At 73.0% G+C, this 25,170-nt stretch carries 25 protein-coding genes; 12 read left to right on the top strand and 13 right to left on the bottom strand.

The window, feature by feature from the left end; genetic code table 11:
- Positions 1-192: 192 nt before the first annotated feature.
- Positions 193-825: a nucleoside/nucleotide kinase family protein gene (locus tag ABD374_RS00390; protein WP_344488747.1), complete on the top strand. Its 633-nt coding sequence runs from the start codon at positions 193-195 to the stop codon at positions 823-825.
- A 175-nt stretch (positions 826-1,000) separates the two neighbouring features.
- Here the strand turns inward: ABD374_RS00390 and ABD374_RS00385 are convergent, their stop codons facing one another.
- A complete protein-coding gene (locus ABD374_RS00385; RefSeq protein ID WP_344488745.1) occupies positions 1,001-1,753 on the bottom strand; it encodes a SigE family RNA polymerase sigma factor in 753 nt (250 codons plus the stop codon).
- Positions 1,754-1,913: 160 nt separating this feature from the next.
- On the opposite strand from ABD374_RS00385, the gene afsQ1 reads away from it, so the two are divergent.
- The 5 genes from afsQ1 to ABD374_RS00360 all read left to right on the top strand — a co-directional run bounded on the left by afsQ1 (position 1,914) and on the right by ABD374_RS00360 (position 5,693).
- Positions 1,914-2,591 carry a two-component system response regulator AfsQ1 gene (gene afsQ1 / locus ABD374_RS00380; protein ID WP_344488743.1) on the top strand — a complete coding sequence of 226 codons (678 nt, stop codon included), beginning with the start codon at positions 1,914-1,916 and terminating at the stop codon, positions 2,589-2,591.
- Positions 2,588-4,123, top strand: coding sequence for a sensor histidine kinase (locus ABD374_RS00375; protein ID WP_344488741.1), 1,536 nt, complete (start codon positions 2,588-2,590; stop codon positions 4,121-4,123). Before afsQ1 ends, ABD374_RS00375 begins: the two co-directional genes overlap by 4 nt.
- Complete coding sequence (locus ABD374_RS00370) at positions 4,120-4,725, top strand: hypothetical protein (RefSeq protein ID WP_344488739.1); 606 nt, start codon at positions 4,120-4,122, stop codon at positions 4,723-4,725. Before ABD374_RS00375 ends, ABD374_RS00370 begins: the two co-directional genes overlap by 4 nt.
- A gap of 126 nt (positions 4,726-4,851) precedes the next feature.
- On the top strand, positions 4,852-5,400 hold the full coding sequence (locus ABD374_RS00365) for a VanZ family protein (RefSeq protein ID WP_344488736.1): 549 nt from the start codon (positions 4,852-4,854) through the stop codon (positions 5,398-5,400).
- Between the two features lie 92 nt (positions 5,401-5,492).
- Entirely contained in the window at positions 5,493-5,693 is a 201-nt protein-coding gene (locus ABD374_RS00360; RefSeq protein WP_344488734.1) for a PspC domain-containing protein, read from the top strand.
- A 93-nt stretch (positions 5,694-5,786) separates the two neighbouring features.
- Here the strand turns inward: ABD374_RS00360 and ABD374_RS00355 are convergent, their stop codons facing one another.
- On the bottom strand, positions 5,787-6,107 hold the full coding sequence (locus ABD374_RS00355; protein WP_344488731.1) for an ATP-binding protein: 321 nt from the start codon (positions 6,105-6,107) through the stop codon (positions 5,787-5,789).
- A 135-nt stretch (positions 6,108-6,242) separates the two neighbouring features.
- Positions 6,243-7,391: an adenosine deaminase gene (locus tag ABD374_RS00350; RefSeq protein WP_344488728.1), complete on the bottom strand. Its 1,149-nt coding sequence runs from the start codon at positions 7,389-7,391 to the stop codon at positions 6,243-6,245.
- A 102-nt stretch (positions 7,392-7,493) separates the two neighbouring features.
- On the opposite strand from ABD374_RS00350, the gene ABD374_RS00345 reads away from it, so the two are divergent.
- Entirely contained in the window at positions 7,494-8,285 is a 792-nt protein-coding gene (locus ABD374_RS00345) for an alpha/beta hydrolase (protein WP_344488725.1), read from the top strand.
- Between the two features lie 179 nt (positions 8,286-8,464).
- On the opposite strand, the gene ABD374_RS00340 is transcribed toward ABD374_RS00345, so the two are convergent.
- Complete coding sequence (locus tag ABD374_RS00340) at positions 8,465-8,740, bottom strand: hypothetical protein (RefSeq protein ID WP_344488722.1); 276 nt, start codon at positions 8,738-8,740, stop codon at positions 8,465-8,467.
- A gap of 78 nt (positions 8,741-8,818) precedes the next feature.
- Between ABD374_RS00340 and ABD374_RS00335 the strand changes: the two genes are divergently transcribed.
- Positions 8,819-9,919 (top strand): calcium:cation antiporter, encoded by a 1,101-nt coding sequence (locus ABD374_RS00335; protein WP_344488719.1) that lies wholly within the window; start codon positions 8,819-8,821, stop codon positions 9,917-9,919.
- A gap of 45 nt (positions 9,920-9,964) precedes the next feature.
- Here the strand turns inward: ABD374_RS00335 and ABD374_RS00330 are convergent, their stop codons facing one another.
- Positions 9,965-10,948, bottom strand: a complete 984-nt coding sequence (locus tag ABD374_RS00330) for a LysR family transcriptional regulator (RefSeq protein WP_344488716.1) — start codon at positions 10,946-10,948, stop codon at positions 9,965-9,967.
- Positions 10,949-11,010: 62 nt separating this feature from the next.
- On the opposite strand from ABD374_RS00330, the gene ABD374_RS00325 reads away from it, so the two are divergent.
- Together ABD374_RS00325 and ABD374_RS00320 are read left to right on the top strand one after the other, a co-directional pair.
- The gene (locus ABD374_RS00325; protein ID WP_344488713.1) at positions 11,011-12,327 is read left to right on the top strand and encodes an MFS transporter; all 1,317 of its coding nucleotides are present in this window, start codon (positions 11,011-11,013) and stop codon (positions 12,325-12,327) included.
- A gap of 104 nt (positions 12,328-12,431) precedes the next feature.
- Complete coding sequence (locus ABD374_RS00320) at positions 12,432-13,418, top strand: sigma-70 family RNA polymerase sigma factor (RefSeq protein WP_344488710.1); 987 nt, start codon at positions 12,432-12,434, stop codon at positions 13,416-13,418.
- 222 nt (positions 13,419-13,640) lie between these two features.
- Here the strand turns inward: ABD374_RS00320 and ABD374_RS00315 are convergent, their stop codons facing one another.
- Together ABD374_RS00315 and ABD374_RS00310 are read right to left on the bottom strand one after the other, a co-directional pair.
- On the bottom strand, positions 13,641-14,504 hold the full coding sequence (locus ABD374_RS00315) for a tyrosinase family protein (protein ID WP_344488755.1): 864 nt from the start codon (positions 14,502-14,504) through the stop codon (positions 13,641-13,643).
- A 20-nt stretch (positions 14,505-14,524) separates the two neighbouring features.
- On the bottom strand, positions 14,525-15,040 hold the full coding sequence (locus ABD374_RS00310) for a tyrosinase family oxidase copper chaperone (RefSeq protein WP_344488707.1): 516 nt from the start codon (positions 15,038-15,040) through the stop codon (positions 14,525-14,527).
- A 212-nt stretch (positions 15,041-15,252) separates the two neighbouring features.
- On the opposite strand from ABD374_RS00310, the gene ABD374_RS00305 reads away from it, so the two are divergent.
- On the top strand, positions 15,253-16,536 hold the full coding sequence (locus ABD374_RS00305; protein ID WP_344488704.1) for a cytochrome P450: 1,284 nt from the start codon (positions 15,253-15,255) through the stop codon (positions 16,534-16,536).
- A 228-nt stretch (positions 16,537-16,764) separates the two neighbouring features.
- Positions 16,765-18,030 (top strand): glycoside hydrolase family 26 protein, encoded by a 1,266-nt coding sequence (locus ABD374_RS00300; protein WP_344488702.1) that lies wholly within the window; start codon positions 16,765-16,767, stop codon positions 18,028-18,030.
- Here ABD374_RS00300 and ABD374_RS00295 read toward each other — a convergent pair.
- From ABD374_RS00295 to ABD374_RS00270, 6 genes are read right to left on the bottom strand one after another with little or no spacing between them, the layout of a single operon-like run.
- Entirely contained in the window at positions 17,981-19,174 is a 1,194-nt protein-coding gene (locus ABD374_RS00295) for a GNAT family N-acetyltransferase (protein WP_344488700.1), read from the bottom strand. The genes ABD374_RS00300 and ABD374_RS00295 overlap by 50 nt on opposite strands.
- Positions 19,174-19,878, bottom strand: a complete 705-nt coding sequence (locus tag ABD374_RS00290; RefSeq protein ID WP_344488698.1) for a YveK family protein — start codon at positions 19,876-19,878, stop codon at positions 19,174-19,176. The genes ABD374_RS00295 and ABD374_RS00290 overlap by 1 nt, the downstream gene beginning before the upstream one ends.
- The gene (locus ABD374_RS00285; RefSeq protein ID WP_344488695.1) at positions 19,875-21,206 is read right to left on the bottom strand and encodes a glycosyltransferase; all 1,332 of its coding nucleotides are present in this window, start codon (positions 21,204-21,206) and stop codon (positions 19,875-19,877) included. Before ABD374_RS00285 ends, ABD374_RS00290 begins: the two co-directional genes overlap by 4 nt.
- Positions 21,203-21,985: a polysaccharide deacetylase family protein gene (locus ABD374_RS00280; protein WP_344488692.1), complete on the bottom strand. Its 783-nt coding sequence runs from the start codon at positions 21,983-21,985 to the stop codon at positions 21,203-21,205. The genes ABD374_RS00285 and ABD374_RS00280 overlap by 4 nt, the downstream gene beginning before the upstream one ends.
- Entirely contained in the window at positions 21,975-23,825 is a 1,851-nt protein-coding gene (murJ, locus tag ABD374_RS00275; RefSeq protein ID WP_344488689.1) for a murein biosynthesis integral membrane protein MurJ, read from the bottom strand. Before murJ ends, ABD374_RS00280 begins: the two co-directional genes overlap by 11 nt.
- Positions 23,822-25,168: an O-antigen ligase family protein gene (locus ABD374_RS00270; protein ID WP_344488686.1), complete on the bottom strand. Its 1,347-nt coding sequence runs from the start codon at positions 25,166-25,168 to the stop codon at positions 23,822-23,824. The genes murJ and ABD374_RS00270 overlap by 4 nt, the downstream gene beginning before the upstream one ends.
- Positions 25,169-25,170 lie beyond the last annotated feature (2 nt).

The following is a 25,170-nucleotide window of genomic DNA, read 5'->3' as shown; positions in this document are numbered from 1 at the left end:
GCCAGGCGGTGACGCCGAGGCCGGCGCGCAGGAGCGCGCGCCGCGGGGAGGTGGAAGGGGTGTGACGTGCCATGGGACTCCCGCCCGAGTGGGTAACCGCGAGAGCACACACCGTAGTTGAGATGTGATGCTGATATCAGGAAGTACCCGGCGGAGTCCCCCGCCCGGGTCCATGCCGCACACTTGTCCCCTGTGAGCTCATCCCCCATACCCACGCGCGTCGTCCTGCTCTCGGGCCCCTCCGGTTCCGGAAAGTCGTCGCTCGCCGCCCGTACGGGCCTGCCCGTGCTGCGCCTCGACGACTTCTACAAGGAGTGCGACGACCCCACGCTCCCGCAGGTCCTGGGGGGTACGGACATCGACTGGGACTCCCCGCTGTCCTGGGACGCGGACGCCGCCGTAGCGGCGATCGAGGAGCTGTGCCGTACGGGGCGTACGACCGTCCCCGTCTACGACATCGCCGCCAGCGCGCGGGTGGACAGCGAAGCGTTCGACATCGGGCGCACGCCCCTGTTCGTGGCCGAGGGGATCTTCGCCGCGGACATCGTGGTGCGCTGCCGGGAGCTGGACGTACTCGCGGACGCGCTCTGCCTGCGCGGGCGCCCCACGACGACCTTCAGGCGACGGCTGCTCCGGGACCTGCGGGAGGGCCGCAAGTCGGTGCCGTTCCTGCTGCGCAGGGGCTGGCGGCTGATGCGGGCCGAGCGGGCGATCGTGGGGCGCCAGACGGCGCTCGGGGCGCACCCCTGCGGCAAGGAGGAGGCACTGGGCCGACTGGCCGCGGCGGCCGCGGGCCGCTGCCGCCGGGCGCCCGCGGCGCGCTAGCGCCACCGCTCTTCGGGCTTCGGGCGCGCCCCGCCCGCGACCGCCGACACGACGCACAGCGGGGCCGGACAGGCCCCCCCGGCCCGTCCGGCCCCGCCGCTTCTCCCCCGTGGGCTTCCGCCGTCTCCCCCCGAAACCGCGGCCCCCGTGCCCCCGTACCCCCCCCCGGGTGCCTTCAGGCCACCAGCTCGCCGAAGGACTCTTCCTCGTCACGGCCGAAGCTGAGGGCCTCGTCCTCGCGCAGCCGACGCAGTGAACGCCAGATGCTGCTCTTGACCGTGCCGACGCTGATGTCGAGGATGTCCGCGATCTCCGGGTCGGTGCGGCCCTCGTAGTACCGCAGGACCAGCATCGTGCGCTGGAGTTCGGGCAGCCGGGCGAGCGCCTGCCAGAGCACGGCGCGCAGCTCGGTGCCGCGCATCGCGTCCGTGTCGTTCGCCGTCTCCGGCAGTTCCTCGGTCGGGTATTCGTTGAGCTTGCGCCTGCGCCAGGCGCTGATGTGCAGGTTCGTCATCGTGCGGCGCAGGTAGCCGCCGACCGCCGCCTTGTCGCTGATCCTGTCCCAGGCGCGGTACGTCGAGAAGAGGGCGCTCTGCAGCAGGTCCTCGGCCTCGAACCGGTCGCCGGTCAGGTGGTAGGCGGTGGCGTACAGGGAGGCACGGCGCTCCCGGACGTAGGCGGTGAATTCCACCTCCGGCCCCGAAGCCCCTCCCCCCGCGGCCTCCCGGTACGCCGCTCCCCCGTGCCCCCCGTCGCCCCCCGCGAACACGTCGGGCACCGCGGCCACATGCACGGCCTGCGCGCGCTGGCGCCCGGTGCCACGAGCACACCCCCGCAGGCCCACGGCACCGGCCTTCCCGGTGTTCCTCGTGACGTCGTGGAGACGCGTGACAACTGCGCTGGAGGTGGTGCTGTGCAGTGCGTTCATCTCGCGCCCCCCGTCGGTGGAGTCCGTCGCTGTCCGTGTGCCAATGAGCTTGCCCGGGCAGTTTCATCGCGGTGTCCGCCGACTGTCACAGCCCTGTCACAGGGGCGGGGGGCGTCCCGGCGGTCGAACTCCCCCTCCCCCATGGGCCAGAATGGCCTCTGTGCCTTTCCTGTTGCTGATCGAGGACGACGACGCCATCCGCACGGCCCTCGAACTCTCCCTGTCACGCCAGGGCCACCGAGTGGCCACCGCGGCGACGGGAGAGGACGGCCTGAGCCTGCTGCGCGAGCAGCGGCCGGATCTGATCGTGCTGGACGTGATGCTGCCCGGCATCGACGGATTCGAGGTGTGCCGGCGCATCAGGCGCACGGACCAACTGCCCATCATCCTGCTGACCGCGCGCAGCGACGACATCGACGTGGTGGTCGGCCTGGAGTCGGGCGCCGACGACTACGTCGTCAAGCCGGTGCAGGGGCGGGTCCTCGACGCCCGCATCCGCGCGGTGCTGCGGCGGGGCGAGCGGGAGGCCAACGACGCCGCCGTCTTCGGCAGCGTCGTCATCGACCGGTCCGCCATGACGGTCACCAAGAACGGCGAGGACCTCCAGCTCACGCCGACCGAGCTGCGGCTGCTGCTGGAACTGAGCCGCCGCCCCGGGCAGGCCCTGTCGCGCCAGCAGCTGCTGCGGCTGGTGTGGGAGCACGACTACCTCGGCGACTCGCGGCTGGTCGACGCGTGCGTGCAGCGGCTGCGGGCCAAGGTCGAGGACGTACCGTCGTCGCCGACGCTCATCCGTACGGTCCGGGGCGTCGGCTACCGGCTGGACTCGCCTTCGTGAGCGCTGCTTCCCGCAGGACGCTGCTGGCGGGGCTGCGCCTGACCAGTCTGCGGCTGCGGCTCGTCGTCGTCTTCGCCCTGGTGGCGCTGACGGCCGCCGTCTCCGCGTCGGGCATCGCGTACTGGCTCAACCGCGAGGCGGTGCTGACCCGCACCCAGGACGCGGCGCTCAAGGACTTCCGGCAGGAGATGCAGAGCCGCGCGGCCACGCTGCCGCTGCGTCCGACGCAGGCCGAACTCCAGGCCGCCGCCGCGCAGATGGCGGCCGGCGGCAGCCCCGGCTACAGCGTGCTCCTGGTGGACGAGCGGGCGGCGGGCAAGCCGATCGCCGGGACCTCCGACATCGACACCCTGACGCTCGACGACGTACCGCAGCAGCTCCAGGACGCGGTGAACCGGCGGCAGAAGGTCACGGACGCCAACGAGTTCCCGTACCACCTCTACTGGGTGCGCGTCAGCCCGAAGGGGAAGCCGCTCCTGGTGGCGGGCACGAAGGTGATCGGCGGCGGGCCCACCGGTTACATGGTCACCTCCCTGGAGCAGGAGCGCGACGACCTCAGCTCGCTGGCCTGGTCCCTCGCGATCGCCACCGCGCTCGCGCTGCTGGGCTCCGCGCTGCTCGCCCAGGCGGCCGCGACGACCGTGCTCAAGCCCGTGCAGCGGCTCGGGGACGCGGCGCGGCGGCTCGGCGAGGGGAAGCTCGACACCCGGCTGAGGGTGTCGGGCACGGACGAACTGGCCGACCTGTCACGGACGTTCAACAAGACCGCGGAGTCGCTGGAGAAGAAGGTCGCGGACATGAGCGCGCGGGAGGAGTCGAGCCGGCGGTTCGTCGCCGACATGTCGCACGAGCTGCGCACCCCGCTGACCGCGATCACCGCGGTGGCCGAGGTCCTGGAGGACGAGGCGGACAACCTCGACCCGATGATCGCGCCCGCCGTGCACCTGGTGGTGAGCGAGACGCGGCGCCTGAACGACCTCGTCGAGAACCTGATGGAGGTGACCCGCTTCGACGCGGGTACGGCCCGTCTGGTCCTCGACGACGTCGACGTCGCGGACCAGGTGACCGCCTGCATCGACGCCCGCGCGTGGCTGGACGCGGTGGACCTCGACGCCGAGCGCGGCATCATGGCGCGCCTCGACCCGCGCCGCCTGGACGTCATCCTGGCGAACCTGATCGGCAACGCGCTCAAGCACGGCGGCTCCCCGGTGCGGGTGTCGGTGCGGACCGCCGGCCACGAGCTGTTCATCGAGGTACGGGACCACGGCCCCGGCATCCCCGAGGACGTACTGCCGCACGTCTTCGACCGCTTCTACAAGGCGAGCGCGTCACGGCCGCGCTCCGAGGGCAGCGGGCTCGGCCTGTCCATCGCCGTGGAGAACGCGCACATCCACGGCGGGGACATCACCGCGGCGAATTCGGCCGACGGCGGCGCGGTCTTCGTGCTGCGGCTGCCGCTCGACGTGTCGCGGTCCGCGGACGGCGGGGGGAACGACGGTGTGAGGGAGGGGGAGGAGTGCGAAGAACAGTGAAGCGCGGGCCGGCCCGTCTCGTGGGCCTCGCCACGCTCTGCGCCGTGCTCGCCGGGTGCGGGATCAGGACCACTTCGGTGCCGGTCGAGGCGGGCGCCGCGCCGTCCCGGGTGCCGTGCGAGCTGTCGGCGGAGGACGCCTCCTCCCCGGCGGCCCCCGGCATCGCGCTCCAGGTGTACCTGATCTGCGGCGCGCAGCTGGTCCCGGTGGACCGGGCGGTGCGGACCCCCGAGGAGAAGCCGGTGTCCGGCCGGGTGCGGGTGGCGCAGACGCTCCTCGACGAGCTCCGGCAGGAGCCTTCGGACGAGGAGAAGCAGGCGGGGTTCACCACGGACGTACGGGAGCCACTGGCCGTTTCCGGGGCGCGCAAGGGCGACCCCCGGGGGGCGCTGCGGCTCAGCAGCCGGCCCGAGGACCTGCCCACGTACGCGCTGGCGCAGATCGTCTGTACGTACGCGGACAGTGCGGCGTCCGGGCCCGACCGGTCCGTGGTGCTCGGCGGTCCTTCCGACGACCCGGTGCGCGCCTACCGGTGCACGGCGGCGCTGAAGTCCCGCCCCGAGTCGGTGCCCGCCCTCGGCGAGATCCTGCCTTCGCGCTGATCCGTACCGGCTCCGGCCCGCCCCCCACCGGCTCGCACGGGCCCGTCCGGGTGAGGTGTGGGCCCGGCTCGTCACACCGCCGCCCGGGGCGGAACCGATCGTGCCGGTGGCCGCGTCTTGGGGGGTGTGCGTCATGGCTCGGACGGCAGCGCCGTCATCATCCGCTTCCGCGCGGCGGGAGGACTCCTCCTCCTCGCGCACCTGCTGCTCGTCGGGTGGCTGACACTGCGCCCCCTGGACGTCCCGTGGGTGACCTCACCGAACTTCCGTCCGCTGGCCGGCATCGAGGCGGATCTGGCGCTCGGCCCCGCCCCGGCGGCCCGGCGGATCTGCGAGGGGCTCCTGCTGCTGGCGCCGCTGGGGGTACTGCTGCCGATGGCGGGCGGCCGGCTCTCCGTCTCGCCGGTGGCCTCACTGGCCCGTACGGCCCTGGCGGGGGCGCTGTTCTCGCTGGCGGTCGAACTGCTCCAGACCGGGGTGCCGGGCCAGGTCGTCGATGTGGACTCGGTCCTGCTGAACACGGCCGGGGTCGCGCTGGCGCACCTGACGGTCGTACCGGTGGGGCGGGCCCGGCTGCGCCGCAAGCAGGAGCGGGTGCCGGGCGGGCCCGTACCGCGGGAGGAGATCTCTCAGGGGCCCACCCCGACGATTCCCAGGGTCGGGATCGCCCCGTAGAGCGACGCTTCGGGCCGGTCCGGACGAGCAGGATGGAGGTACCGGGAGGCACACCGGAAGTGACCCCCGGACCAGCTCGCGAGGAGCCCGCCATGACAGCCCTTGTCCGCCCCCGTAACGGCCGAGTGATCGGTGGAGTGTGCGCTGCGCTGGCACGGCGCTTCGGCACTTCCGCGAACACGATGCGCGTGGTCTTCGTGGTCTCGTGCCTGCTGCCCGGACCGCAGTTCCTGCTCTACCTGGCGCTGTGGGTGTTCCTGCCCGCCGAGAAGACCGCGGAGACCGCCTGGTAGTCCCGCCCTGCCCCCGCGCACACGGCGAGGGGCGCGCACCGGATGCGGATCCGGTGCGCGCCCCCTCGCCGTGTGCGCTGTGCGGGTGCGGGCTCAGACGCCCGGCAGCGTGCCGAGCAGCAGCTTCCCGACCGGGTTGGGGTCGCCGGCCGCCAGGGGCTTGGGCGTGAGCGTGTTGGCGACGGTTCCGGTGAACGCGTTCTGGCCGGCGGCCAGGGACTCGGGGGTTCCGGCGGGGAGCTTGTTGCCGGTCTCCTGTACGGGCAGTACCGAGGTCACCGTGGACAGCGCGGTGGCCACGTCGGGGGCGGCCGGGGCGGCCTGCTCGGCCGCGGAGGCGCTGCCGACGGCGGCAGCGGCGAAGGCGGCGCCGAGGGCGGCGGCGCCGAGAGTCTTGGCGGCGAACTGCTTCATGAAGAAAACGTCCTTGCGACGGGGTGGGGTGGGTGAGCGGCTCTGCAAGCTAGTCACGCCCCGCCCCCGCCGCAAACACGCCAAGGCGGCCGGGAATCGTCGTTCCCGGCCGCCTCAGGAGCGGTGCGCCCGACGTCAGACGGAGGAAGAACCGCTGGTCGCGACGGTCTGACGGAACAGCCATTCGGATTTCAGCTCGGCGTATCCGGGCTTGATCACGTCATTGATCATGGCGAGACGTTCATCGAAAGGAATGAATGCTGATTTCATCGCATTGACTGTGAACCACTGCATGTCGTCGAGCGTGTATCCGAAGGCGTCGACCAGGTGCTCGAACTCGCGGCTCATGCTGGTGCCGCTCATCAGCCGGTTGTCGGTGTTCACCGTGGCCCTGAAGTGCAGCTTGCGCAGCAGCCCGATGGGGTGTGCGGCGTAGGAGTCGGCCGCGCCCGTCTGGAGGTTGGACGTCGGGCACATCTCCAGCGGGATGCGCTTGTCGCGCACGTACGCGGCGAGGCGGCCCAGCGTGACGCTGCCGTCGGCCGCGACCTCGATGTCGTCGATGATGCGTACGCCGTGACCGAGCCGGTCGGCGCCGCACCACTGGAGCGCCTGCCAGATGGAGGGGAGCCCGAAGGCTTCGCCGGCGTGGATCGTGAAGTGGTTGTTCTCGCGCTTGAGGTACTCGAAGGCGTCGAGGTGGCGGGTGGGCGGGAAGCCCGCCTCGGCGCCGGCGATGTCGAAGCCGACGACGCCGTTGCCGCGGTAGCGGTTGGCGAGTTCGGCGATCTCCAGGGCGCGGGCGGCGTGCCGCATGGCGGTCAGCAGGGCGCCGACGCGGATGCGGTGGCCGTTCGCCTTCGCGCGGCGCTCGCCCTCGCGGAAGCCGTCGGTGACGGCCTCGACGACCTCTTCGAGGGTCAGGCCCTCCTCGAGGTGCTGCTCGGGGGCGTACCGGATCTCGGCGTAGACGACGCCGTCCTCGGCGAGGTCCTCGGCGCACTCGGCGGCGACGCGGAAGAGCGCGTCACGCGTCTGCATGACGGCGCAGGTGTGCGCGAAGGTCTCCAGGTAGCGCTCCAGCGAACCGGAGTCGGCGGCCTCGCGGAACCAGATGCCGAGCTTGTCGGCGTCGGTCTCGGGAAGGGCTTCGTAACCCGCCTCGCGGGCGAGGTCGATGATCGTGCCGGGGCGCAGACCGCCGTCGAGGTGGTCGTGGAGCAGCACCTTGGGGGCGCGGCGGATCTGGCTCGCGGTGGGGGCGTTGAGGGTCTCGCTCGTCATCTGGGCACTCTAGCGCCTACGCGCGTAGATAGCGCCTGTCGATACGTAACAGTGACCCTGCGGACGGGTGGAGTACACCTGCGCTTCTGAGACTGTTCTGTCATGGCACAGCAAGCAAACCCGGTTTCCGGGGCCCGGTTGGGCCGGGCGGTCGGAGCGGTCGGAACGGTCGCGGCGGCCGGGGGCGGTGACCGCGCGGTGTGCGTCAACGGCGTCGTACTGCTGCTTCCGGCCGGCGAGCCGGTGTCGGAGCGCCGGCCGTCCCCGCTGGCGTACGCCGGTGTGCGGCCGCTGGCGCGGACCCTGGCCGGGGCGGGGCGCGGCGAGGGACTCGTGGCCCATGTCGTGCGCTACCGGGGCCGTGGCTGGAACGGTGCGGACGCGCGGCTCGCGGCCGACGCGCGGTGGGCGGCGGACGAGGCCGTACGGCGCTACGGCGACGTACCGGTGTGCCTCGCGGGGATCGACATGGGCGGCCGCGCCGCGCTGCACGCCGCGGACCACGCGGCCGTCACCTCCGTGCTCGCGATCGCGCCCTGGCTGCCGGACGACGCCGCCGCGGCGGCCGAGGAGCCGGTGAAGCAGCTGGCCGGACGCCAGGTGCTGATCGTGCACGGCACGAATGACGAACGTACCGATCCCGAGCTGTCGTACCGGCTGGCCGAGCGGGCCAAGAAGGCGAACCGCGACATCTGCCGCTTCGAGGTCCACTCCGACGGCCACGCACTGCGCCAGCACCGCCCGGAAGTGCTGGCGCTGGCGGCCGACTTCGTCCTGGGCACGCTCCTCGGCCGCGGGTACGCCCGGCCGGTGGCCGACGCCTTCGCCGCGCCGCCGCCGCTGGGGCTGCGGATGCCGCTCGCCGCCGGCTTCGGGCGGGCGCTGCGGCGGTAGGCGGCGGGCGGGCCCGGTTCCGCTGCGCGGGGCTTCCCCCGGCCCCCTTCCCGCACCGGGGCAGGCCCTGGGCCCCGGACGCCCTTCGGCGTCCTCCTCGATCGCCGGACGGGCTTGATCCCGCCGCGCGGGGCGGGGGCCGGGGCGGGGCCCCGGCCCGGGAACCCGCCGGACGCCGTTCACGCTTCCGGCGGTGAGACCTCGGCGATCCAGCCGTACGGCAGCTCGCCGCCGTCCAGCGTGATCGCCTCCACCGCGCGCGTGCGGGGGTCGATGTCGGCCGCCACGCCGTCGCCCTCGTAATGGGGGTAGCCCGACACGCTCGTCTCGCCCGTCGCCTCCACGACCGCCGTGCGCAGCGTGGATCCGTGGTCGGGGTGGCCGGCGGCGTCGGCCGCCCGGGGCTTGATCTCCACCGTGTAGCGGGCGGGGCGCGGAGTGGGGGGAGTAGGCATGGCATCGACGCTAGCGCCGCCGCGCCCCGTCCGCCGTACGACGCGCGCCCTGCACGAGGCTCTGTCAGGGTCGAAGGCATGACGCGTCTGGTCCGCGCCCGCGCGGCGCACTGGTCGACGACCGTGCCCGTACTGGCCGTCGTGCTGCTGGTCTTCACCTGGGGGCGGCCCGTGCCGGGGCCCGTGGTGGTGCTGCTCGCGTGTTTCCTGGCCGGTTCGGTGCTCGCGGCCGTCCATCATGCCGAGGTGGTGGCCCACCGGGTGGGTGAGCCGTTCGGCTCGCTCGTCCTGGCCGTGGCCGTGACGGTCATCGAAGTCGCCCTGATCGTCACGCTCATGGCCGACGGGGGCGAGAAGAACAGCTCACTGGCCAGGGACACGGTCTTCGCCGCCGTGATGATCACCTGCAACGGCATCGTCGGCCTGTCCCTCCTCGTCGGTTCGCTCAAACGCAAGGTGGCGGTGTTCAACGCGGAGGGGACGGGCGCGGCGTTCGCGACCGTCACGACGCTGGCGGGGCTGAGCCTGGCGCTGCCGACGTTCACCACCAGCGCTCCCGGTCCCGAGTTCAGCACGGCCCAGCTCGTCTTCGCGGCGTTCGCGGCCGTACTGCTCTACGGGCTGTTCGTGATGACGCAGACCTGGCGGCACCGGGACTACTTCCTGCCCGTCACCACCCGGGGCGAGGTGATCGACGTCGAGGAGCACGCCGATCCCCCGACCCGGCGGACCGCGCTGACCAGCCTGGGGCTGCTGGGCGTCTCGCTGGTCGCGGTGGTCGGACTGGCGAAGGGGGTCTCCCCGACGATCGAGGCGGGGGTGGCGGCGGCCGGGCTGCCCGCCTCGGTGGTGGGTGTCGTGATCGCGCTGCTCGTGCTGGCGCCGGAGTCGATCGCCGCCGTACGGGCCGCCCGGCGCGACCGGGTCCAGACCAGCCTGAACCTGGCGCTGGGGTCGGCCATGGCCAGCATCGGGCTGACCATTCCGGCGGTCGCCGTCGCGTCCGTCTGGATGGCGGGGCCGCTGCTGCTGGGGCTCGACGCCGCCCACATGGTGCTGCTCGCGCTCACCGTGGCCGTCGGCACGCTGACCATCGTGCCGGGGCGCGCCACTCCCCTGACGGGCGGCGTGCACCTGTCGCTGCTGGCGGCCTATCTGGTGCTCGCCGTCAGCCCGTGACCCGTACGCGCCCCCGGTACCGCCCGCACGCGTCCGTACGGAGTCTTACGGAGCCGGTACGGAGCCGTACGGGGCCTGCTCCGGCAGCAGGTGGCCCCTGCGGGACAGCAGGAAGCGCTTGAAGGCCGCCACCGGCGGTGTGTCCGGGTGGCCGTCCAGCCAGGCGACACCGATCTCGCGTGCGGCGCGCGGGGCCGTCACCGTCAGCTCCCTGACACCGGGGCGGGCCACCGCGGGCGGCGGCAGCAGGGCGACGCCCAGACCGGCCGCCACCAGGCCGCGCAGGGTCTCCGCCTCCTCGCCCTCGAACGCGACGCGCGGCTTGAAGCCCGCCTCGGCGCACAGGTCGTCGGTGATGCGGCGCAGTCCGTAGCCGGGTTCGAGGGTCACGAACGCCTCGTCGGCCGCCTCCATGAGACGCACCCGCTTGCGGTTGGCCAGGCGGTGGTCGTCGGGGACGACCAGGCGCAGCCGCTGCTCGTCCAGGCGGCGGGCGACCAGGTCGGGGGCGTCGGGGACGGGAGAGGTCAGGCAGAGGTCGAGGTCGCCGGCGCGCAGCCGCTCGATCATGGCTTCGCCGTAGTTCTGGACGAGCTGGAAACGTACGCGCGGGTGGTCCACGCGGAAGGCGCGGATCAGGGCGGGGACGGTCTCGGAGCCCATGGTGTGCAGGAAGCCGAAGGCGACCTTGCCGGTCGCGGGGTCGGCGTCGGCCCGTACCGAGTCCGCGGCCCGCTCGACCTCGGCCAGCGCGCGCTCGACGGTGGTGAGGAAGGCGCGGCCGGCGGGGGTGAGGGAGACGGTGCGGCCCTTGCGGGCGAACAGGGCGACGCCGAGGTCCTCCTCCAGCCTGACCATGGCGCGCGAGAGCGTCGACTGGGGGACGGCCAACTCGTGGGCGGCGCGGGTGACGTGCTCGTGACGGGCGACGGCCGCGAAGTACGCGAGGCGCGGCGCGAGTACCTGCTGGATGTCTTCTTCGTAACTGCTGGGTGACAGGCGAGGCCGTGAGCTGGAGTTATGCACCATGGGATCGATTATCCGGGGTTTGTGCATTGGACGCATGAACCTGCTGTGCCTACGTTCGATGCATGCCTCCTGCAAGTACCAAGGCGTCCACCACCCCTGTGGACGCCGACGCCGCTGTTGTCGACACCGACTCCCGTCTCGCCCCCTCCTCCCCCGGCTACCGCCGCATGAGTTTCGCGCTCTTCGCCGCCGGGATGGCGACCTTCGCCCTCCTCTACTCCACCCAGGCGCTGCTGCCGCTGATCTCCGCCGACTTCGGTGTGAGCGCGAGCGCCGCCAGCTGGACGGTCTCGGCCGCCACGGGCGCGCTGGCCCTCTTCGTACTGCCGCTGAGCGCGCTCTCCGAGCGCTTCGGGCGCAGCCGGATGATGACGGTCTCGCTGGCGGTCGCCGTCGTGGTCGGGATGCTGGTGCCGTTCGCACCCTCGCTGGAGTGGCTGGTGGCGCTGCGCGCCGTGCAGGGCGCCGCGCTGGCCGGTCTGCCGGCCTCCGCGATGGCCTGTCTCGCGGAGGAGGTACGGCCGAAGGCGCTGGTCGCCGCGATCGGACTGTTCGTCGCCGGTAACTCGATCGGGGGAATGAGCGGCCGCATCGTCACCGGCTGGGCGGCCCAGCTGTGGGGCTGGCGCGCGGCGCTCGGCGCGGTCGGCCTGCTGGCCGTGGTGTGCGCGGTGGTGTTCCGGCTGATGCTGCCGAAGGCCCGCCACTTCACGCCCGGTTCGCTGGACCCGCGGGCGCTGGCGAAGACCGTACGCGGCCATCTGGCCGACCCGCTGCTGCTGCGGCTGTACGCGATCGGCGCCCTCTTCATGACGGTCTTCGGCGCCGTCTACACGGTGATCGGCTACCGGCTGGCCGAGGCCCCCTTCAGCCTCCCGCAGGGCGTCATCGGCTCGGTCTTCCTGGTCTACCTGGTCGGTACGGTCTCCTCCGCGGCGGCCGGGAAGCTGGTCGCCCGCACGGGCCGCCGGGGCGCGCTGTACCTGGCGGTGTCGACGACCGCCGCCGGTCTGCTGCTCTCGGTGGCCGACGCGCTGGGCGCCGTGCTGGCGGGTCTGGTGCTGATCACCGCCGGGTTCTTCGCGGGGCACGCGGTGGCGTCGTCCTCGGTGAGCCGCACGGCGAAGACCGGACGCGCGCAGGCGTCCGCGCTCTACCAGTCGGCGTACTACCTGGGCAGCAGCGCCGGCGGCACGCTCGGCGCGGTCGCCTTCCACGCCGGGGGCTGGGGGGGCACGGTGCTCCTCGGCCTGGTCGCGGTGGGCGGGGTCGTGTCGATCACGCTGTACGGGACCCGGGTGGCCAGGGTCGAGCAGCGGCAGCTCGTGGCGGTGCGGACGCGCCGGACGCCTCGGGCGGGCGGCGCGGCACGGGCCTGAAGTCCGTCCGGCCGTACCGGTTTTCGCAGCCCGCCCCTGATTGTCAGTGGCGTCCGGTAACTTCCGAAGTGCTGGTGCCAAAGGCGGCGAGTGGGGTGGACCCGATGAACGATGTCGTGACGACGCAGGACCTGGATTCCCGGCTGGAGAAGCACCGGACCGAGCTGACCGGTTACTGCTACCGGATGCTGGGATCCGCCTTCGAGGCGGACGACGCCGTGCAGGACACGATGGTCCGGGCGTGGCGGAGCTTCGACAAGTTCGAGGGGCGGTCGTCGCTGCGCTCGTGGCTCTACCGCATCGCGACGAACGTGTGCCTCGACATGCTCAACGCGGGCAACCGCAGGGCCCGCCCGATGGACCTCACCGCCGCGACACCGGTGGCCCAGGCCGCGCTCAATGCCCGGCCCGAGATCACCTGGCTGGAGCCGGTGCCGGACGGGCGGGTGCTGCCCTCGGTGGCCGACCCGGCGGAGACGGCCGTGTCGCGCGAGTCCGTGCGCCTCGCGTTCGTCGCCGCGCTCCAGCACCTGCCGCCGAAGCAGCGGGCGGTGCTGATCCTGCGCGAGGTGCTGGCCTGGAAGGCGAGCGAGGTCGCGGAGCTGCTGGAGACCTCGGTCGCCTCGGTCAACAGCGCGCTCCAGCGGGCCCGCGCGACGATCGCCGAGCACGGCTCGCGGGAGACGGACACGGCCGACCCGCTGGACGAGGAGCAGCAGAAGCTGCTGGAGCGGTACGTCGCGGCCTTCGAGGGGTACGACATGGCGGCCCTGACCGCGCTGCTCCACGAGGACGCGACGCTGTCCATGCCGCCGTACGACCTGTGGCTCCAGGGCCACGACAACATCGTCGGCTGGATGCTGGGCGTCGGCGAGGTCTGCCGGGGCTCCAGGCTGGTGCCGGTCGTGGCCAACGGCACGCCGGCCTTCGCCCACTACCACCCGAGCCAGTCGGGCGACGGAAGCTTCGACCCGTGGGCGCTCATGGTCATCGAGATCGTGGACGGGAAGGTCAGCGGGATCACGTCCTTCCTGGACACGAAGCGGTGGTTCCCGCTCTTCGACCTGCCGGCGCGTCTCGAGAAGGAGTAGGGGCGGAAAGAAAGAGCGCACGGTGCTGCTCGACGAGCCGGGGGGAGTCGGTTCCCCTCTCCGGCCGGCCGGGTCGCGCCGCGGGGTCCGCGACCGTCGGCGGTCCCGCCACCACAGCCGGTTTCGGACGGGAGCTGCCCGGAGCCGCCTGCGGACGGCGCAGCGGGGACCGCCACCGTCACGTCCGCGCCGTCCCGGTGGCGGACCCAGGGCGGCCGGGCGCTAGGCGTAGCGGTAGACGCGTGAATGGTCGAGGAGGCGCGCGGGCGCCACGTTCCACGGCGGCATCGGTTCGTGGAGGCTGAAGACCCGTCCGTGCTGCGGGTCGGACGCGGGCAGTTTCTCGCGCGGCAGGTAGCCGGAGCCGGGGTGCGCCTTCTGCCAGCGGTCCCAGAGCAGGTCCAGGAAGGCGTGGTGGAGCCAGAAGACCGGATCGTCGGGCGAGGAGCCGCTCATCATCAGGCCGCCGACCCAGCGGTGGACCCGGTTGTGGTTGTGCGTCCTGGTGGCCGACCCTTTGGCTCCCCAGCCCTCCAGCTTGTTCCGGAAGCCCTTGGCGGTGGTGGAGTCCCACGGCGCCGCGTCGTAGAGCGGGTCGCGCAGCGCGTGGTCCACGTCCTGCCGGGTGGGCAGGGAGACCGGGGCGGAGGGCCGGCCCAGGTTGCGGGTGAGGAAGTTCCGCTCGCCGATCCGTGCCTTGATGGTCCAGTTCCCGGTGGCGTAGGCGAACGGCCCCGTCGTCACCTGCCAGTCGCCGGGCCGGCCGCTGCCCCCGAGGAAGTCCTCCGCCCACAGCGACGCGGCGGGGGTGTTGTCCTTCGTCCAGTCCCAGTACGGGATCGACACCCCCGGGTCGACGGCCTGCAAGGCGCGTTCGAACTCCAGGAGGAACCGGCGGTGCCACGGGAGGAACGAGGGGCTCATATGGCTGGGACGTGGCCCGTCCTCGCCGTCGGAGACGTAGAACCGGCCGTGCAGCTTCACGAACTCGTCGTACCGGCCTGAGCGCTTGAGCTCCAGGAAGGCGCTGACCAGGCGCTTTTTCTCCGTACGGGTGAGATCCCGCTGGTTCTTTCGGGTGTACACCACTGTTGGCTCTCCCGGGTTCAGAGGCTGTGCATGGGGGACACCGACAGCTGGGCGTCGCCCAGCTCGTCGACCGCGGCACGGGCCGCGGCGAGCAGTGTCGGGAACGACTCGTAGTGGTTGACCACGCTCAGATAGCTGCCGTCGGCGCGCCGCATGACGTGCAGCGGCCGGCCGTCGATGCGTACCTCGACGTCGTCCGGCAGGGCCGCGACGGTCATGGCGTCGCCGGCGTGTCCCGGGTGGGCGGCGGCCCCGCCGGTCCGCCTCACGGGTGCCGGGCCCCTGGCCGTCCCCTGGATGTGCCGGCCCCGGTAGGTCTCGGTGAACCGCTCCGGTGCGGGGGCCGGACCGTTCGCCGGGCCGTTCGCCCGGGGCGGGCGGGTTCCGGTCCCCGGCCTCCTGGCCAGGATCGGAGCGAGCGCCCCCGCCGTGCCCGCGATCACGCCCGCCGCGAAGACGGTGCGCAGCAGGACGCGGCGCGTCAGGGAGCCCGCTCGTACGGTCGCCGCGGTCCTGCGCGTGATCAGTCCCATGCCGGGCACCTCTCGTCCTCCGTGTCGGTCCGCTCCCGCGGTGTGCGCGTGCTCCGTCGTGGACAACGACCCGACGGCGAAACAGTTCTCGCTTCACAGACACGCCGTTTTCGCACAAGAACGGGCTGGACGCATATATCAGGGCAAAGTTCACCTGTCCGCAGCAACCGGCCCGGGTCGGCACCGCCGCCCGTGCTTCAGAAGGGTGTGAGATGAAAATCCCGACGCAGGCGACCACGCAGCACATGCTGCGGGAGCAGAACGCCGATCTCGCCGATCCGTCGTTCTGGCAACTGCCCCGCTCCGAGCGGCTGAAGGCCTTCGCGCTGCTGCGCGGGCTCGACGCCCCGGTGCGTTTCGGAGAGGGTACGGGCGCCGGCCGCGGGGGCGGCAAGGGCTTCTACGCGCTGGTGAAGCACGCAGACGTGACGGAGGCGAGCCGGCAGCCCCGTCAGTTCGCGAGCGCCCCGGGCGTCACCACTCCGGAACCGGCCGCGTGGGCGAAGGCCGTGTTCGGGAACTCCATGGTCAACATGGACGGTCCCGAGCACGCCACGATGCGCAAGATCGTCTCCCGCGCCTTCACGCCGCGCCTGCTCGCCGCGGCGGAGGAGGACATCCACGACGTCGCCAGACGCGTGGTGGACGAGATGATCGCCCGGCGACCGCGCGACTTCGTCCCCTCGGTCGCCTCCCGCATGCCGTTCGAGGTCATCTGCAACCTGATGGGGATCCCGGAGCGCTACCGCCCGGAGATCGCCGACCGCGTCAACCACGCGTCCGAGAACGTCGGCGTGAACCGCGGTGTGCGCGCCAGGCTGCGCGTGCCCGGACGGGGGCTGCGCGCCTTGGCGCACATGCAGCTCGTCATGGCGAAACTCGCCCGTGAGCGCCGCCGCCACCCCACCGGCGATCTCATCTCGGCGCTGGTGTGCGCGGACATCGACGGGCAGGCGCTCTCCTCCCGCCAGCTCGGCGCCTTCTTCTCCCTGCTGCTCGTCGCCGGGGTGGAGACCACGCGCAACGCGATCGCCCACGGGCTGGCGCTCCTGACCGACCACCCGGACCAGCGCGCCCTGCTGATGTCCGACTTCGAGCGGTACGCCGACGGGGCGGTGGACGAGATCGTCCGCCACTCGACGCCGATCATCCAGTTCCGCCGGACGGTCACGACCGAATGCGTCCTGGGGGGACGCGAGTTCCTCCCCGGAGAAAAAGTGGTGCTCTTCTACGCTTCGGCCAATCGCGACGAAGCGGTGTTCACGGATCCCGATGTCTTCGACATCACGCGGGACCCCAATCCCCACCTGGGGTACGGGGGCGGCGGGCCGCATTACTGCCTGGGGGCGCACCTGGCGCGCCAGGAGATGAAAGCCCTTTTCCATGAACTGCTCACCAGGCCGCGCGATCTGAGGTCGGTGGGAATTCCGGATCTGGTCGACTCGAACTTCGACAACCGCGTCCGGGGCCTGCCTTTCGCTTTCGACGTGTCCTGATCCGGCCCGGCGCGGGTCCTCCCCGCCCGTAAAACCGCCCGTACACCCGTGCGGCCCAGGTCCGACCGGCCCGGGGCCGCACGGCCTCGCGCATGTCAGCCGAGTGGCCCGTTTCGGGGCGGGCATGTCGCCAATGGCCTACTGACGAGCACGCGGACAACCCATTAATAAGACTTTCTGCCTACTGTCGTTCACATCGGTACGAATCGACAGATACCAGGAGGAGCCATGTCCAAGCGGCGCCGTCTCACTGGCACCTGCATCGGGACGGTCGCTATAAGTCTCATCGTCGCCAGTGGTGTCTTCGGAGCAGAGGCGGCAGACAGAGCACCCACCGATCCCCCGGTTCCCGCCCCCGCCACGCCGGAGCCAGAACCGGAGCAGGAGCCGAAGCCCGATCCTGAGCAGGAGCAGGAGAGCCGCGTGCCCGCCATCGGCGCGTACCTCCACTACGGGCCCGAGGGCGTGGAGCGCATGGCCGAGCTGTCGAAGTGGCTGGGCGGCGCGGAGCTGAAGGTCGGGCACACCTACCTGCCGGGCGATCTCTGGTCGAACATCGAGGGCCGCCCCGAGTTCCTGCGCCCCTGGGCCGAGTGGCGGCGCGGTGCGGACGACCGGATGTTCGTGCTCAACGTGCCCATGCTGGAGCGGAACGAGGCCCGCGTCCCCGACGACGAGGTCCGCGACCTGCTGCAGGAGGGCGCCGCCGGCAGCTACGACGCGCACTACCGGACCCTGGCCAACCGCCTGGTGGACCTGGGCGCGAAGGACACGGTGATCGTCCTCGGCTGGGAGATGAACGGCACCACGTACACGCACCGCTGCGGACCCGACCCCGATGCCTGGAAGGCGTACTGGAAGCGGATCGTCAAGGCGATGCGCTCCGTTCCCGGCCAGGAGTTCCGCTTCGACTTCGCTCCGAACCGCGGGGTGGACGCCATTCCGTGGACCGAGTGCTACCCCGGCGACGACGTCGTGGACATCATCGGCATGGACTCCTACGACCAGCCTCCCGGCGAGACGTTCGACGAGCACGTGTCGGGGCCGTACGGGCTGCAGGCGCAGGTCGACTTCGCCGCCGCCCACAACAAGGCGATCTCGTACCCCGAGTGGGGGCTGTTCCGCAACGGCGACAACCCCGAGTACATGAGCCGCATGCTCGACTGGATGGCCCGGCACAAGCCGCTCTACCAGACGATCACCGACTACTGCCCGCACGGCGTCTGGCAGTGCGACGAGAACCCCGAGTCCTCGGAGGTGTTCCGCTCGAAGCTGTACGGGACGCCGGGGCAGGTCCCACCGGCCCCGGCGCCCACCCCGGCGGATCCGGTGGAGGGCAAGCCCGACAGGCCCGCGCCGGCCGAACCGCCGCACGAGCCGAACTCCGACGACTGGTGCGCGCCGGTGAAACTGGGCGACTGGATCAACCAGTGGGTGCCGGACTTCAGGTTCTGTGTGAAGTCCCCGCCGTCGGCGGACCGGCTGTTGTTCTAGCGACACCGTCCGCCCGCCAGCTGTTCAGCCGGTCGCGCCAGTCACGCGCCGCGGGGAACCGCGTGCTCACGGTCTCGGCGGCCCGGTCCCGCATGGTCACCTGCGACTCGCGCACCCGCAGCAGGGGCTCCATGCCGGACCGGGCCAGCAGCAGCCGCTGGTTGGTGACCGTCTCGGGGTGCCACTGGTTCTTGTACGGCTCCGACCCGCGCAGCAGGCTCAGCACACCGCGGCCCGAGCCGGCGGCCAGATGCGCCTCGTGGCGCAGCAGCATCGTCGCCACGTCCACCTTCTTGTCGCGCAGGCCGGGGTCGGCCCCGTACAGGTAGCCGCCGGACAGGAGGCCGGACTGGAGGGTCATGCTCACGGCCACCACCTCGCCGGCCAGCCGGAACTCCGTGACCGCGGCGTCGCCGTCCCCCAGCATCCGGCGCGTGGCGCGCACCAGGTGCTCCGCGAAGCGCGGTCTGAGGTGCTCGACGTTCACCCCGCGGCCCCGCCACTGGAGTTCGTGCAGGCGCAGCAGACGGCCGACGGCGCCGGGCACTTCGTGCTCCGCCACGGTGCGGGCCTCGACCCCCAGTGCGTCGATCTTGCGCAGCTTGGCCCGTACGCGCTGCGCCCGGCTGCTCTGCATCCGCTTGACCAGGCCGTCGATCGGCTCGGCGGGAAGTTCCATGCAGGTCGAGTCCGTGAGGCGGCTCCGGGCGCCGGTCCAGGTCTCGTACAGCGTCTCGGCCGCCGCCCCGGGGCGCACCTCCCGCAGGTCGATCACGGCCTGACGGGCGGCGCGGTCGAGCCCGCGCTCCAGTGCGGTGATCGCGCTCCCCGCCTCCTCGTCGTCCACCAGTACGTCGAAGAAGTCGGAGATCGCACCGCCCATGGGCACGAGCAGCGGCATCGGGCGGTGCACCAGCATCAGCGGCGCCGCGCCGATCAGCCGCCCGCCGCGGCGGGCCAGGACGACGCGGAGCAGGCCGTTCGCCCCGTACGAGAGCCACCACGAGTGGAGCCAGGCGTGGCTCTGGAACGGCGTGGCGGCGGCGCAGCGGCGGTGGAGCGCGTCCCACTCCTCCCGCAGCGCGGCGAACCGCCCGGGGTCGCGGCACAGGGTGACGGTGGTGCCCCGCCGGTCGTCGGCCATCAGACCAGCTCCCGCTCGGCGTTGGCGGGGGCGGCGGCGGGGGCGGGCACCGGGGCGGACGCGGCCCGGCGGGGAAGCCGCGGCCGTACGAGGAGGGCCAGCCCCCCGATGAGCCCGCCCGCGCACCCGCCGACGGCCGCGCTGATCGCGGCGGAGGGGGAGGCCGGCTCGTCCGGTGCGATGGCCTGCGAGAAGACGAGGAGCTTCACACCGGTCTTCTTGGACACGTGGTTGCTGCTGACGAAGACGGCGTCGGCGACGGCGTTGGCGATGTCCGCGGCCACGGCGGGCTTGGTGGCGGTGCCGGTGATCGCGATCATCGGCGAGTCGGGGGACGTCTCGGTCCGCACCTGGCTGCGGAGGGTCCGCGGCGGGACCCCGGCGGCCACGCGCGCGTACGCGAGGGTGGAGTCGCTGGTGGTGATCCGGCCGTAGGCCTGGGCGTAGCCGAGGGCCGCGCCCGGTTCGGTGCCCTTGCCGGGGACGGCGACGACATAGCTGGTGGCGGTGTACTCCGGGGTCTTGAGGGCGCCGTAGGAGACTCCGCACACCGTGCCGAGGAGTGCGCAGACGGGCAGGGGCCACCAGACGGGCAGCGGAGGGATCCGGACGCTCAGGACGATGTCGACGATGTCGGTGATCCTGGCGCGGAGCCGGCTGATCCGTCCGGGGGCGGCGGGCTGCGGCTCGGGCGACTCGGTCATGGGTGTGCTCTCTTGGTCGGGGAAGGCTCGGTCGGGAAAGAGGTGGAGGGAGCGAGGGCGAGGGCGTGCGCGTACACGTCCATGAGGCGTTCGCTGCTGCGGGCGATGTCGTAGTGGCCGACGGCCGGGGGCGGCGGCAGCCGGCGCCTTCCGCCCTCCATCTGCCGTCGCAGGGCCGCCGTCAGCTCGCCGGTGTCGCCGCTGATGCGCCGGGCGCCGGGCGACTGGCCCGCGGGCAGGTCGTCGATGGCGGGACACGTGCTGTGGAGTACGGGCAGCCCGGCGGCCAGCGCCTCGACGACGGCCAGGCCGAATGCCTCCTCGCGGGACACCGAGACGAAGGCGTCCATGGCGCAGAGAAGATCCGGGATGCCGGGGGCGGTGGCGGTGGTACCGCCGCGGAGGACAGGGCGGCGGGCGGCGGGCGGCGTAACGGCGGGGCGGGACGTGGTGGTGCGGGGCGTACCGGCGGGGTGGTGGGCGGCTTCGGCCGTGCGGGCGCCGCCGGCGCAGGCCACGGCGGCCGGGGCGGCGGGGCCGGGCGCGGGGCTGTCCGCGGCGGCGGCGTCGCACTCGCCGAGGAAGCGGATGCGGTCCGCGGCTCCCAGCCGGGAGGCGAGGGTGCGCAGCGCACCCGCCTCGGGACCGTCGCCGGCCAGCAGGAGCCAGGCGCCGGGCAGGGCCGCGACCGCGCGGACCAGCACGTCGAACCGCTTGCCCGGGACGATCCTGCCCACGCCGCCCACCACGAAGGCGTCGGCGGGGACACCCAGCCGCGCGCGGGTGGCCAGGCGGCGCGCGGGGTCGAAGCGGAAGCGGGCCGCGTCGATCCCGTTGGGTACGACGTGGATCCGCGCGGCCGGTACGCCCCAGTCGCGCAGCCGCCCGGCGACGGTGGCGGACACGGCGACGGTGGCCGAGCCGAGGCGTTCGGTCCCCAGGTACAGCGCGCGGGCGCCCGGGGTGAGCGGGCGGCCCTCGATCTCCGCGTGCCCCAGCGAGTGCTCCGTGGCGACCGTGGCGGTGACCCCGGCCAGGCGTGCGGCGATCCGCCCGTAGACGCAGGCGCGGTACAGGTGCGTGTGGACGAGGTCGTACCTCCCCCGGCGGATCAGCCGGACCAGCGCGGGCACCGCCTTGAGGTCCCGGTTGCCCTTCATCCCCAGGTCCGTGACCCGGACGCCGTCCGCGCGCAGGCCGTCCGCCACCGCCCCCGGGTTGGTCAGCGTCACGACGTCGCAGCGCACGGGCAGGTGGCGCAGGAGCAGGCGGAGCTGCTGCTCGGCTCCTCCGACCCCGAGCCCGGTGATGATGTGCAGCGCCTTCACCGGGCGTCCCCGGACAGCGCGAAACGGTGGCGCAGGCGCTTCGCCCACAGCCGGAGGCCGCGGTCGGCGTGGCTGATGTGCGTGCGGGGCAGGGCGTACGGGCCGAGCAGCGGACCGGGGTCGATCGCGAAGCCGTACGTGTAACCGGCGGCGCGGACCGCGTCGGTGGCCCGGTCGTCGACGATGCCGTACGGGTAGCAGAAGCCCTCGGGGGCGGTGCCGGTGATCTCGCGGATCAGCTCCCGGCTGTGGCGCGTCTCCTGGAGGAGGGCGTCGTCGGACAGGCCGGCCAGGCGCTGGTGGTACAGGCCGTGCGAGCCGATCTGCATGCCCGCCGCCGTGACCGACCGGATGTCCTCCTCGGTCATCAGCCGCTTGCGCGGGCCGCGCGGGTCCCACTCGTTGGAGCCGCCGAGCCGGCCGGGCAGGACGAACACGGTCGCCGTGCACGCGTGCCGGCGCAGCACCGGCAGCGCCTCGTGGAGGAAGTCGGTGTATCCGTCGTCGAAGGTCAGCCCGACCAGGCGACGGGCGCGGCCGGCCGCGTGGGCGCGCAGCAGCGTGCCGACGTCGACGCCGGTGAGTCTTCGGCGCCGCAACCAGCCCAGCTGGCGGTCGAGCCGGTCGCGGGCGACGGTGATGCCGTACGGGTCGTCCGTCGGATCGCCCACCGAGTGGTACATCAGGATCCACGGCTGGGAGGGGCCGGCCGGGTGGCCGGCCGAGTGGGGTCGGGGCGTGGGGCGTTCGGCGCTACGGATCGCCGTGTCAGCGGCCATGACGGAACCTCTGTCGGGTGAGTGCCAGCAGGTGAACGACTTCGGGAGCTCTTACTGCGAGTCCGGTGAGGACGAATACGGCGGGGACGAGCACGCAGCCGGCGGCCACGCTCGGCAGGGGTCCGGCCGCCATCGGCGCGACCGTCCAGCCCGTCGCGGCGGCGGCGTGGCCCGCGACGGCCAGCCGGGCGAAGGAGGCGCTGACGGCCCGTACCCGGATGGAGACCACGCGCGAGCCGAGACCGCTGAGCAGCAGCAGCGCCGTCGTGCTGATGCCGACGGCGTTGGCGGCGGCGATGCCGTGGACGCCGAAGCGGCCGACCGCGGCCGCGCCGACGGCGGTGGTGACCAGGAGCCCGGCCGCCATCGCGGCGGCCGGGTACCAGGTGGGCCGGCCCGTGGAGAAGAACGGCCGGCTCAGGGCGCCGACGAGGCAGTGGCCCAGGAGGCCGGCCGCGTACACCCGCATGACGGTCGCCGTCGTCGCGGTGTCCTGCGCGTCGAACGCGCCGCGCTCGAAGAGGACTTCGACGATCTGGGGCGCGTAGCCGAGGACGAGCGCTGTTCCCAGGAGGACCACCATCGCCGCCAGGGCCAGGTCGCGTTCGACCCGCAGGCGGGCTCCCTCGTGGTCTCCCTCGGCCATGGCACGGGCCACCACCGGGTACGTCACCGTGCAGATCATGAGGGAGAGCACCATCGGCATCTGCGCGACCTTCTGCGCGTAGTTCAGGTGCGAGATGGCGCCGCCGGGCAGGGAGGACGCGAGGAAGCGCTCGACCAGGACCTGGGACTGACGGCCGATCGCGAAGAGGACCACGGGGGCCAGGACGGCGGTGCCGAGGAGGGGGGCGGCGGCGCGGGGGCGGAGTCCGGTGCGGGGGCGGGGGCCGGGGCGGGGGCGGGGGCGGGGGCCGGCCGCCAGTCCGAGGAAGGTGGGCAGTTGGGTCAGGACCATCAGGAGGCTGCCCACCGCGACCCCGGCCGCGGCGGCCCGTACGCCCCACAGCGAGTGCAGGGTGAGCGTGGTGACGATGATGCCGAGGTTGTACGCGACGTAGACGCCGGCCGGCTGGAGGAACTTGCGGTGCGCGCGCAGGGCGGCGCTGAAGTATCCGGCGATGCCGAAGGTGAGCACGGTCACGGCCGTCAGGCGGGTGCAGTCGACGGCCAGTGCGGGGTCGCTGAAGCCCGGCGCGAGGATCCGCACGACCCAGGGGGCTCCCAGGACCAGCAGGCAGGCGACGCAGGCCAGCAGGGCCGACAGCCGGGGCAGGGTGGCCAGGACCAGCGCCCGGACGGCGTCGTACGAAAGGGCCGGGTCCTGGGTGCGCTGGGCCGCGCGGCGGGCCAGGGCGTGGCTGAAGGCGGGGACCAGGAGGAGCGCCATGGCGTCCTCGATCAGGAGCGTGGAGGCCATCTCCGGCACGGTCCAGGCGATCAGGAAGGCGTCGCTGTCCACGCTCGCGCCGAAGAGGTGGGCGATGGCCTGGTCCCGTACGAGCCCGAACAGCGCCCCTGCCGCCGTCAGTCCGGCGGTGACCGCCGCGGCCCTCGCGAGGAACCGTCCCAGCTTCGGGGGGACGGGGGCGGAGGCTGCCGCGGGGCTCTGGGGCGTCGGGGGCGGAGGCGTCGGGGTCGATGGCGCGCCGGGGCGTCTCCTCGGGCGCCGAACGTCCGGGGGGGCGGTTCGTTCGGGCTCGTTGTGTTCGACGCCCTGCGGGGAGCGCCCCGGCGCGGCCCCTCCCGGCACCGGGGCGGGTGCGGCGGTGGGGGCGTCCGGTGCGGTGCGGGTGCGGGGTGCCTGGGGTGTCTTGCTCTGCTCGTCCGTGTCGGTCATGCGGCGGTCGCCTCGGCCGGCTGCGCCAGGGCCCACCACGCCGCCAGGCCCAGGACGATCCCGGTGAGCACCGTCGAGGGGCCGCCGATGTCGGCGTACAGGAAGTCGACGGTCTGCCAGGTCATCAGGCCCACCGCGGCCAGGCCGCAGTCCGTGGCTCTTCTGTTCCTGCGGGGGAGGGTCAGCCCGCGTACCCCGGCCACCAGGATCGCCGCCCAGCTGCCCACGAACGCGGTGATGCCGATCAGGCCCTGTTCGCTGAGCACGAGGAGGTACATGTTGTGGGGGGAGAGGAGGGCCTGCTTGTGGAATTCCTGGCCCGCGCCCGCCGTGTCGCTGCCGGAGGACAGGCCGATCGACGCGTGCGCGTCCCGGTGGACGGGGAATCCCTTGAGGCCCACTCCGGTGGCGGGCCGGTCGTCCCACATGCTCGTCGCGGCGGCCCACATCGTGTAGCGGTCGGTGACCGAGCGGTCGGGGGTCTCCGTCACCTCGGTGATGCTGGTGAGGCGCTGCGAGATCATCTCGGAGCCGATGCCGAAGCCGCCGACGAGGACGACCGAGACGGCGGTCAGGACGGCCAGGGCACGTACCGCCCGGCGCGGGCCGGTGAGGAGGATCATGGCGACGGCCGCCGCCAGCGTGGCGATCCAGGCGCCCCGGCTGAAGGAGAGCGCGAGGGGGACCACGAGCGCGGCGGCGGCGGCGGTGGCGGCGGGGCGCAGCCAGGGAGGGGCGTTCCCGGGCGTGCGGAGTGCCAGGGCCAGGGCTGCCAGGAGGCCGTACGAGACCACCGTGGCCATGCCCATGACGTCGGTGGGGCCGAAGGTGCCCACCGCTCTGATGTCCTCGCCCCGGTACGACGCGCCCGTGCCGGTGGCGTACTGGTGGACGCCGACGGCGCCCTGGACGAGGGCGAGGGCGATCAGGGAGCCGGCGATGACGCGGAAGTTGCGGGGGGTGCGGACCAGGAGGACCACCGCGGTGGGGACGAGGACGAAGACCTGGAGGTAGCGGACGAATCCGGTGAGGGCGGCGGCCGGGTCGGCGGCGGTGAACGTCGCCACGGCGATGCCGGCCGTCGGGAGGCCGAGGACCAGCGCGGCGGCCGGTGTCAGCGGCCGTCGGCGCAGGTGCAGTACGCGGCCGAGGGCGAAGGCCACCAGGACGCACGACGCGATGTCCGCCGGGGTGACGTTGGCGGACGTTCCGGCTCCCGCCGTCTGGACCGGGACGGCCAGGAGGAGCACGGTCGCGAGCAGGGGCAGCACCGGCCACCAGCGCTGTTCCCGCCACTGGACGCGCGGGTGCGGCGCCGGTACGGCGGTCCACAGGGCGGTCATGC

Source organism: Streptomyces enissocaesilis (assembly GCF_039533765.1).
GTDB lineage: Bacteria > Actinomycetota > Actinomycetes > Streptomycetales > Streptomycetaceae > Streptomyces > Streptomyces enissocaesilis.
Note: the sequence above shows the minus strand (reverse complement) of the source record. Positions and strands in the feature narration are given on the sequence as shown.

Bases quoted from the DNA above. Each gene is read 5' to 3' on its own strand.
- ABD374_RS00345 (WP_344488725.1), top strand. From the start codon at position 7,494: ATGGCACAGCAAGCAAACCCGGTTTCCGGGGCCCGGTTGGGCCGGGCG.
- ABD374_RS00310 (WP_344488707.1), bottom strand. From the start codon at position 15,040: ATGGGACTGATCACGCGCAGGACCGCGGCGACCGTACGAGCGGGCTCC.
- ABD374_RS00320 (WP_344488710.1), top strand. From the start codon at position 12,432: ATGAACGATGTCGTGACGACGCAGGACCTGGATTCCCGGCTGGAGAAG.
- ABD374_RS00335 (WP_344488719.1), top strand. From the start codon at position 8,819: ATGACGCGTCTGGTCCGCGCCCGCGCGGCGCACTGGTCGACGACCGTG.
- ABD374_RS00355 (WP_344488731.1), bottom strand. From the start codon at position 6,107: ATGAAGCAGTTCGCCGCCAAGACTCTCGGCGCCGCCGCCCTCGGCGCC.
- ABD374_RS00350 (WP_344488728.1), bottom strand. From the start codon at position 7,391: ATGACGAGCGAGACCCTCAACGCCCCCACCGCGAGCCAGATCCGCCGC.
- ABD374_RS00295 (WP_344488700.1), bottom strand. From the start codon at position 19,174: ATGGCCGACGACCGGCGGGGCACCACCGTCACCCTGTGCCGCGACCCC.
- ABD374_RS00385 (WP_344488745.1), bottom strand. From the start codon at position 1,753: ATGAACGCACTGCACAGCACCACCTCCAGCGCAGTTGTCACGCGTCTC.
- ABD374_RS00305 (WP_344488704.1), top strand. From the start codon at position 15,253: ATGAAAATCCCGACGCAGGCGACCACGCAGCACATGCTGCGGGAGCAG.
- ABD374_RS00360 (WP_344488734.1), top strand. From the start codon at position 5,493: ATGACAGCCCTTGTCCGCCCCCGTAACGGCCGAGTGATCGGTGGAGTG.
- ABD374_RS00325 (WP_344488713.1), top strand. From the start codon at position 11,011: ATGCCTCCTGCAAGTACCAAGGCGTCCACCACCCCTGTGGACGCCGAC.
- ABD374_RS00280 (WP_344488692.1), bottom strand. From the start codon at position 21,985: ATGGCCGCTGACACGGCGATCCGTAGCGCCGAACGCCCCACGCCCCGA.
- murJ (WP_344488689.1), bottom strand. From the start codon at position 23,825: ATGACCGACACGGACGAGCAGAGCAAGACACCCCAGGCACCCCGCACC.
- ABD374_RS00300 (WP_344488702.1), top strand. From the start codon at position 16,765: ATGTCCAAGCGGCGCCGTCTCACTGGCACCTGCATCGGGACGGTCGCT.
- ABD374_RS00270 (WP_344488686.1), bottom strand. From the start codon at position 25,168: ATGACCGCCCTGTGGACCGCCGTACCGGCGCCGCACCCGCGCGTCCAG.
- ABD374_RS00340 (WP_344488722.1), bottom strand. From the start codon at position 8,740: ATGCCTACTCCCCCCACTCCGCGCCCCGCCCGCTACACGGTGGAGATC.
- ABD374_RS00330 (WP_344488716.1), bottom strand. From the start codon at position 10,948: ATGGTGCATAACTCCAGCTCACGGCCTCGCCTGTCACCCAGCAGTTAC.
- ABD374_RS00290 (WP_344488698.1), bottom strand. From the start codon at position 19,878: ATGACCGAGTCGCCCGAGCCGCAGCCCGCCGCCCCCGGACGGATCAGC.